This window comes from Cryobacterium shii (assembly GCF_004402595.1).
Classification (GTDB): domain Bacteria; phylum Actinomycetota; class Actinomycetes; order Actinomycetales; family Microbacteriaceae; genus Cryobacterium; species Cryobacterium shii.
Map to the genome: position 1 here is coordinate 40,976 of NZ_SOFY01000061.1, position 8,579 is coordinate 49,554.

8 protein-coding genes are annotated in these 8,579 nt (G+C 66.1%); 6 read left to right on the forward strand and 2 right to left on the reverse strand.

What is annotated here, in order from left to right; all coding sequences use genetic code 11:
• Window positions 1–2: 2 nt before the first annotated feature.
• The 4 genes from E3O49_RS11325 to E3O49_RS11340 all read left to right on the forward strand — a co-directional run bounded on the left by E3O49_RS11325 (window position 3) and on the right by E3O49_RS11340 (window position 6,434).
• Window positions 3–1,946 (forward strand): ATP-binding protein, encoded by a 1,944-nt coding sequence (locus tag E3O49_RS11325; protein ID WP_134451615.1) that lies wholly within the window; start codon window positions 3–5, stop codon window positions 1,944–1,946.
• 101 nt (window positions 1,947–2,047) lie between these two features.
• Window positions 2,048–2,236: a hypothetical protein gene (locus tag E3O49_RS11330; protein WP_134451617.1), complete on the forward strand. Its 189-nt coding sequence runs from the start codon at window positions 2,048–2,050 to the stop codon at window positions 2,234–2,236.
• 122 nt (window positions 2,237–2,358) lie between these two features.
• Window positions 2,359–5,901 (forward strand): MobF family relaxase, encoded by a 3,543-nt coding sequence (gene mobF / locus E3O49_RS11335; RefSeq protein ID WP_478213385.1) that lies wholly within the window; start codon window positions 2,359–2,361, stop codon window positions 5,899–5,901.
• Window positions 5,902–6,047: 146 nt separating this feature from the next.
• A complete protein-coding gene (locus E3O49_RS11340) occupies window positions 6,048–6,434 on the forward strand; it encodes a sulfate permease (protein WP_134451620.1) in 387 nt (128 codons plus the stop codon).
• Between the two features lie 127 nt (window positions 6,435–6,561).
• Here the strand turns inward: E3O49_RS11340 and E3O49_RS11345 are convergent, their stop codons facing one another.
• Window positions 6,562–6,840, reverse strand: a complete 279-nt coding sequence (locus tag E3O49_RS11345; RefSeq protein ID WP_134434722.1) for a hypothetical protein — start codon at window positions 6,838–6,840, stop codon at window positions 6,562–6,564.
• Window positions 6,841–7,031: 191 nt separating this feature from the next.
• On the opposite strand from E3O49_RS11345, the gene E3O49_RS11350 reads away from it, so the two are divergent.
• Window positions 7,032–7,397 (forward strand): hypothetical protein, encoded by a 366-nt coding sequence (locus E3O49_RS11350; RefSeq protein ID WP_134434721.1) that lies wholly within the window; start codon window positions 7,032–7,034, stop codon window positions 7,395–7,397.
• 10 nt (window positions 7,398–7,407) lie between these two features.
• On the opposite strand, the gene E3O49_RS11355 is transcribed toward E3O49_RS11350, so the two are convergent.
• Window positions 7,408–7,647: a helix-turn-helix transcriptional regulator gene (locus tag E3O49_RS11355; RefSeq protein WP_134434720.1), complete on the reverse strand. Its 240-nt coding sequence runs from the start codon at window positions 7,645–7,647 to the stop codon at window positions 7,408–7,410.
• An 827-nt stretch (window positions 7,648–8,474) separates the two neighbouring features.
• Between E3O49_RS11355 and E3O49_RS11365 the strand changes: the two genes are divergently transcribed.
• On the forward strand, window positions 8,475–8,579 hold a 105-nt coding region (locus E3O49_RS11365), incomplete at its 3' end, for a transposase (RefSeq protein WP_134451622.1).

Consider the following 8,579-nt stretch of genomic DNA (forward strand, 5'->3'; position numbering starts at 1 on the left):
ACATGGCTGCAACACTGAGCTTGACGAAGCGGCGAGGCGTCATCTCCGGAATTCGCATTGGACAGGCGGTGCTCGCAGTTGCGGTGCTTGCCGTATTCGCACTCGCGGCGGGCATCAATCCGCTGGCGGAGTGGTGGTTCTGGACGGCCGCGATAACCGCAATAACCGCGGCAGTCGCGGAACCGTATTACACCGGATCTATCGCAGCCCTCCTGTATGGCGTGGGCGGCCTCGCTGCCGGTATCGCCGCGAATCAGCATGATGTCGAGCCTCTGTGGATCGCGTACTTCGCTCTCGCTGGTGTCGTTATCGTCGCGGCGATCATCGCGATGGTGCTGCAGAACGGGCCTGCCGGGGAGGCGGCCCGGTGGGTGGCGACCAGGTTTGGTCGTCCGGTCTGGCTCGGTCTCGCCGCTGTGACGATCGAACTCATCCGTGGTGTGACAGATCGCACCCTTCCGACGACAGCGCTCATAGCCCTCGGCGTGCTCATCGCGACCGCCATCAGCGTGCCCGACTGGTATCGCCTGATCATCGCGGCGCGGCCAGGGCTCGGCGGACTCACCATCGTCGAGTCGGCGGTCGATCCGAACCTACTGCTCGTCTCGGCGACGACACGCCTAACTGCGGGGCAACTTGTTCAGGTCCAAGGCCGCGGCCGAGCGAATGGAGTTGTCGTCGGCAACCTCGCGCACAAGTCCGGCAACCGGGTGCAGATCGCCCTGTCGTCGCCGTGGACCGAGGTCGTAGAAGCCAGCGGCGATCCAGTTGAGGTTGAGCTCCTCGATAGCAGCGATGGCCCGGCACTCGGCCTGGCCGCTGATGGATCCACAGACAAAGTCCTCGATCTGCGATCCTTCGGCGCACTCACTCGTGGAGACACCGTCTACTGGATAGATACAGCATCGTCGCGAAAGTACCTGTACCAGGTGCGCGGGCTCGACCTTCGTCAGTTGGTCTGGGATGGTTCGGCGGTGATCGCGGAGCACGCGCGAGCCGGCTTGCTCGGAACGGTGGATGCAGCGGGGATTGTCCCTGACTATCGGCTACCGTCCCCTTTTGCCCCCGTTTTCAGTGCGGCAACGGTGACGGCCGATCTGCCGGATGGCTACGAGCGGATCGGCCGCATAGCCGGCACGCAGGTCCCGATCGGCATCTCAGTCTCAAGCTTGCGTGGACACCATCTTGGAATCCTTGGCATGTCGGGCATGGGGAAGAGCACGATCGCGCGTAGGATAGTCCACCTGCTCGGTAACGGTGGAACCGCAGTGGCGATGGACGGGACGGGTGAGTACCGCTCCCGCTACGGCCTGGCGTTATGGGATGTCACGGCTGGGCTCACCACCGACGGCGAGTCAGTTTTCGAGCCCGCAGCTGGATCGTCCACCGGCAAGTCACCAGCCGCTCAAGCCCGCGATTTCATCAAGGCGGCGATGACCGTGGCGTTCCAGGAGTATAAAGCAGGTACACCGCGGCACCGCAGCATCCTGATCGAGGAGGCGCACTCATTTCTGCCTGAGTGGAATTTCGTAGTAGTGAAGGGCGAATCGGACATCGTTGCGGAGAGTTGCCGCATGATCCTTCAGGCTCGGAAGTATGGACTCAACTTCGTGCTCGTTTCCCAACGCACGGCCGTCATCAGTAAGTCTGCCATCTCACAGTGCGAGAGTTACATCATTCTTCGAACGCTCGACGAGACCAGCCTTCAGTACGTCGAATCCGTTGCCGGTACCGAGTGCCGCGATGTCGCCTCTAGCCTGAAACGCTATCAGGCGATCTGCATCGGACCCGCTTTCAGCACCTCAGTGCCTGTGGTGGTCGATCTTGACCCCGCAATCGAACTTGCCAACGATGACTCCTTTGAGGAAGACAACCCTCGTGCCGTTCTAGGGCACCCTGAGGAGGATGCTGTGGCCGCGGGACTTACCCAACCCAGGAGGTCGTAGAAGTTGGCTCGACAATAGCCTGAGTAGTTCGTTGCAGCAATGATCGTGAGTGTGCTCGCGCCAAACGCGAGCATTGCGTCATCTCGCTGTCCGTCGTGGACGTGGGCGAGTTCAGCATGTACAGCCGAGGTGAGCAGCGTCGTCTCTACGATCAGCACAAGGCCGAGCTGATTCCGCTTCACGGCATCCGGTTGCGCGTCATGCACAAGTCCGAGTTCACCGTGCGAGCCGACAAGATTGTGCGCGACCGTACCCGCGACCTGGCTATCGTCCGGAGGGTCCTCGTCTGACTGTTCGGCCGACGACGAACCGGCTGATACACGTCTTGCAGATCGAGGGGCCGCGTCCGCTGACGCGGGCTCAGCCACCCACCTCTCTGGCAGAGGAAAGGCGGTGCCCGGTGTCAGTTTCGATGCGTGTGATGAGCGCGGGCGACGGGTACAAGTATCTGCTCCGCACCGTCGCCGCGGCGGACGGCGACCGGTCACTCTCCACACCGTTGACCCGCTACTACGCCGAGGCGGGCACGCCGCCCGGTCGTTGGCTCGGCAGTGGGCTGGCATCTCTCGGCCATGGCGAGATCACCGGTGGAGCGCTCGTATCCGAGGCACAGCTCCAGCTGCTCCTGGGGATGGGGCTCGACCCGGTGGCCGGCGAACCGCTCGGTCGCGCGTATCCGTCGTATGTCAGTATCGCCGATCGGATCGGCGAGCGCGTCGCGGCGCTTGATTCGAGCCTTGGCATCGCCGAGCGGGCCGAGGCGACCGCGGCCATCGAGGCTGAGGAAGCCGAGCGCGGGCTGCGCCGGGCAGTCGCCGGGTACGACTTCACATTCTCGCTGCCGAAGTCGGCATCCGTGCTCTGGGCCGTGGCGGATGCAGATACGCAGGCGACCATCGCCGACGCGCATCATGCAGCGGTTGTGGAGGTGGTTGCGTTCATGGAGCGCGAGCTTGCGGCCACGCGCTCGGGTGCTACCTCGCGCGGCGGGGCGGTTGCGCAGGTTGATGTCACGGGCCTCATCGCGGTTGCGTTCGACCACTTCGACTCGCGTGCCGGTGACCCGCAGTTGCACACGCACGTCGTGGTGAGCAACAAAGTGCAGACCGTGTTCGACGGCAAGTGGCGTTCGCTCGACGGCCGCCCCTTGCACTCGGCGACCGTCGCGCTCTCGGAGCTGCACAACGCGGTGTTTGCCGACCACCTGACGCGCTCACTCGGCGTCGCGTGGGAGCGGCGAGATCGCGATGCCGACCGCAACCCGGTCTGGTCGATCGCCACGGTGCCGGAGGATCTCCTCACCGAGTTCTCTTCCCGTTCGCGGCACATCGACATCGAGAAGGACCGGCTGATCGCCGAATACGTCGCCTCCCACGGGCACGCGCCCTCGAAGGCAACGATCATCCGGCTGCGTCAGCAAGCGACCCTGGCGACCCGGCCCGACAAGGTGCTGCGGTCGCTCGCCGAGCTGACGAACGACTGGCGCACCCGCGCCGGCCGTCTGCTTGGGCGCGATGCCACCGAGTGGGCGCGCGAGGTTTTCAACGTGGAAGCACCTGCGCTGCTGCGGGCAGACGACGTGCCGCTCGACGTGATCGCTCGCGTCGGAGAGGTCGTGGTGTCGGTCGTCGGCGAGAAGCGCACCACCTGGGGCCGCTGGAACCTGTATGCGGAGGCGGCGCGACAGACGATGGGCTGGCGCTTCACCGCAACCGAAGACCGCGAGGCGATCGTGGGGATGATTGCGGATGCTGCCGAGCGCGCGTCCTTGCGGCTCACCCCGCCCGAGCTTGCGACCAGCCCCGTCGTGTTCCAGCGCAGCGACGGCACGAGCGTCTTTCGGCCCCGCAACTCCGCTCGCTACTCCGCAACCGCACTACTCGACGCCGAAGACCGGCTGCTTGCGTTCGCGCGCAACACCGGCGGCCCCGTCATCACGGGCGCGGCCCTCGCACGCGCCGCGCACACAGGAGGCAAGCGCGGGCGCGCCCTCGGCGAGGACCAGCGTGCGGCGCTCGAATCCATCGCAACCTCCGGCCGCGTGCTCGACCTGCTCGTCGGCCCGGCCGGCGCAGGCAAGACCACCGCGATGAACGAACTGCGTCGCGGGTGGGAGTCCGAACACGGCGCGGGCTCGGTCGTGGGCCTCGCGCCGTCTGCCACTGCTGCACAGGCGCTCGCCGAAGACCTCGGGATCTCGACCGAGAACACCGCGAAGTGGTGGCAGAACTACCGCAACCACGACATCACGTTTACCAGGGGTCAGCTCGTCATTGTCGATGAGGCATCGCTCGCCGGAACGCTCTCGCTCGACCGGCTCACCGGCATCGCATCTCGCGCGGGTGCGAAGGTGCTGCTCGTCGGCGACTGGGCGCAACTGCAATCCGTCGACGCGGGCGGGGCATTCGCCATGCTTGTCGCCAGTCGCGAGGATGTTCCCGAGCTGGCCGACGTGCACCGCTTCGTCCACGCCTGGGAGAAAGCCGCGTCACTCGACCTTCGGCATGGGCAGCCCGCAGCCATTGACGCCTACGAAGCGCACGGTCGCCTGGCCGGCGGAGAGACGGAGCGGATGGCGGATGCCGCCTATGCCGCCTGGCGACGCGACCGGGCGCACGGGCTTGCCTCCGTCCTCATCGCCGAAACCGGTGACTCGGTGACCGCTCTCAACCAGCGAGCCCGCGCCGACCTCGTGCTCTCCGGTGATGTCGATGCGAGCGCCGAAGTTGCGCTTCACGACGGAACCGCGGCATCCGTCGGCGACGTGGTGTTGACGCGCCGGAACGAACGCACGCTCCGCGCCGGGCGCGACTGGGTGCGCAACGGCGACCGCTGGGTCGTCTCCGCAGTGAGGGCGGACGGTGCGATGACCGTTCGCCGCGCGGGGCGTCGCTGGGGTGGGGCGATCGTGCTTCCCGCCGGATATGTCGCCGAGCACGTCGAACTCGGGTACGCGGTCACCGCCTACCGTGCGCAGGGTGTCACCACCGACACCGCTCACGCGCTCATCGAGGCGGGTACGACGCGCGAGAACCTTTACGTTGCCATGACGCGTGGGCGGCAGGCCAACACCGCGTATGTTTCGGTTAACCGGCTGGATGACGACCACCGCGAACGGCACCCCGGAGATCCGGCCGAGGCGACCGCGCGCTCGGTGCTGTACGGGGTGCTCCAGCACGTCGGAGCCGAGCTGTCGGCCCACCAGACCATCGCCGCTGAGCAGGATGCCTGGGGCTCGATCGCGCAGATCGCCGCCGAATACGAGACCATCGCGGGTGCGGCGCAGCAGGAGCGGTGGGCGGCGCTCCTGCTCGCATCCGGGCTGTCCTCGGAGGACGCTGATGCGGCGACCGCGTCGACGGCGTTCGGTGCCCTCGGCGCGGAGCTGCGCCGAGCCGAAGCCGACGGCTACGACGTGGACCGGCTGCTGCCACGACTTGTCGCCGCTCGTGGAGTGGCCGACGCGGACGACATCGCTGCGGTGCTCCATGCGCGAGTAGCGCGGGCTACCGCTGACGCGCGCGGTGCAGGGCGTATTCGCAGGCCTCTGCCATCCATCGCTGGGCTCATCACGCCTGCCATCGGTCCGATGGCGGACGACATGCGCGTTGCACTGCGCGAGCGCCGCGCGCTCATCGAGCAGAGAGCCAGTGCTTTGGTCGCCGAAGCGGTACGCGGGGGAGAGGCGTGGCTGGCCGAGCTCGGCGGCGAGTCGGGCGATCCGCAGCGTGCGCAGGAGTGGCGACGCGAGGCGCGCGTCGTTGCCGCCTACCGCGATCGATATGGGATCGCGGACGAATCGGCGCTGGGCTCGACGGTCACCACCGCGGCTCAGCGGGGTGACGCCTCCAAAGCGCGTGCGGCGCTCGTCTGCGCGCGCCAACTCGCTGCCGACACTGCCGAGTGGGAGTCGCCGACCCCCATGGCGGCAAAGGCGACAGCGCCGAGCCTGTAGCGCGGCTCTTCCGACTGTCGCAGGAGAGGCGTACTCTGGACTCGAGGTAGCGGTCACAACTCAGCGGTCGTACGCGACAGCCTCCGGGCACTCATTCACGGGCTACCTCCTCGGCGGAGTGACACGCTTTTACGAGAGACGGGATCATGTTCCGACTGCTCTGGGTCTTCAGCGTTCGGGTTCGCAGCTTCATGTGGCGCTACATGCCAACGAACATCCTGCTCAACGCGCTGCGAACGCGCCGTGGCCTCAAATGGGGCGTGCCTGCCATGCTGCTTGCAGCCCCGTACCTCGTCGCCGCTTGGCTCTGCGCGACCTGGGTGGCCGACCGCGGCCCCGGCTGGCTCAACCTGCTCGTGCTCCTCTTCATCTGGAACGCGCTGAAGTTCATCGTCAACGGGCCGATCACCCTGGTGATGCTCCTGCGCGTGCGGCTCGCCGAACGCCGGGCGCGCAAGTCATACGAGCGCGACCTCGCGGGCTACGAGCCGGATCGACAGATGGGGCCGCTAACGCACTCTATGAGCGACTGACACTCCGCGAGCCTGCCGCGCTGGAGCGATGCTCTCACCTTTCCACCATGGATGCGGTCTCCCTCGGCTCGTTGTTGTAGCCGCGTTGCAGTGAAGGCTGCAACGGTTCCGGTCGCCGCGAGATGGGCTAATCGGGCAGGGAGAACCACTCTCCCTTCTCTGCGACGGCGGCGAGCGGTTGCAGGCACGTCTTCTCATTGACTCTCTTGTCCGCGGCGTGAAGGAGTGTTGCGGGATACCGTGAGGGCTCGCTAAGGATGATTTCGGCGAGGTCTGGGTCGAAGGTTCCATCGAACTCCGGAAAGCGAGGGACTGCTGTCGGTTCGGTTGACTCCTTGACGTGCCCCATAGTTTGGTTACCCGAATTGATGTGTGGACCGGGCTCTCTTTGAGCGGCCTCATCCATGCCCAGACCCTTCCCCGCCGAGTCCCGGATGCGCGCAGTCGCGCTCGTTCGAGCTGGTAAGCCGATCACGACTGCGGCCGTTGAGCTGGGGGTGAGCGCGGCGGCGATCCATAACTGGGCGGCTCAGCCACCACTAAAACCAGTGGAATTTCGTCCAACGGTTCCGCGAGGGCAATGGACGCGCTCAGCGGATGTTCCGGAATCGGGTTGCGGCCGACGCTGGCTGGCAGCTGGACTGGCGCCCCGCCCCGGGTGCCGTCAACGATGCCGCCTGCCGCGCCGCTTCGGAGCGCAGTGACTTCGGCCCGATGCGCTCGATGTTCGATCAGGTCGTGACGCCGGCCGGAATCGCGGCCGACCCGTCGTCGGCTCTTGATCGGTTCGCGCTTCGCACCTCGAGGTCGATTGACCAGGCGTTGGATGCTGCGCGCATCGCGGGGATGGATCAGCCCGCGGCGCCGGTGGCGCAGCCGCCGGTAGGTCCTCGTGCTCCGGAGGCGTCCGGGGCGACCGGCTACTGGCTGGGCCGGGACCAGGGCCCCGGCCTCGGCCGCTAGCGACCTTCGCTCAGGATCGACGGTGCGGGATCTCGATGCCGCGCGGGTGCTCGGCCCGCCACTGGTCGACGTCGGTTTGCAGGTAGCGGATGGTCGAGCTGATCGTGAAGTACGCTGGCCCGAGGCCGGTATCCCGGAGCCGTTTCAGGTCGCCGCGGCTGACGCGCAGCTCGGCGCTGACCTCATCGGGAATCAGGAACAGTTCGTTTGCCAGCGCATCGTCGAGTACTCTTGGCCGATTTGTGGTCATTGTTGGTTTTCCTCTCGCGCGAGCGTGTAGAGGATCATCACGTGATCGCCGTTGGGGATGACGACCGTTGTGCACACCCGGTAGCCGGAACGGCCGTGAGCTCTCAGGTCGACATCGCGGGCGGTTAGCTTCGCTATTCGCCGCCGGCCTCGTCGTCCCCGGAAGGGACGTTCGTCGTCAGGGTCGTCACGTCGACCACGACGCTCGCTGGCAGCTGTCGCATTGCAGCTCGTCCATCGGGTCGACGGGCACTTTGTATTCGCCCAGGGCTACCGATTCCAACGTTCCATTCCTGTCCATCACACACCCCGCGTTCACATCTCCCATTGCCTTTCGGTACACGCCGAAAACAGCGCCAGGAGTCGAGCGTCAAGGGACCGTGGAATGCCGGAGCGCAGCGAGGATATGCCGCGGAAGCCCTTGATGATCGGGGAGTGGTGCGTACCCTCACCCGGTGCGAAAGGCAACTGAGTTGCCGTACCGGCGCAGTCGGCCAAGAACATCGCGGAGCTTCGCTCCGGCTCTCTCAGCTCTTCGATCCGAGCACGCTGACTGAGAGCCAGAATCGCGGTTTCTTCGGTCGCCGGCGGCGTGCGAATGCGACGCCGGGGGAGAAGCGCTCGAAGCGCTACCCGGTGACCGTGACGCCGACCGAGGCGGCCGAGCTCGAGGCGAAGGCTGCGGCCGCTGGCATGAGCGTTCCGCGGTTGCTGCACGAGTCTGCGAAGAGCTCGCATGTGGAGACGAGCACGGAGCGGTGAGCTGCTGCGGAGTTCTCGGACAGTGGGCCCTCTTAAAATGAGGGACTACTGAAAGCAGAGATCAGCATGACTGCATCGCGAAGGCGATTTTCCCAGGAGTTCAAGGACGAGCTGTGTCGCGAGGTGATCAACACGTCCAAGACGATCAAAGATGTCGCGACCGCGTATGGC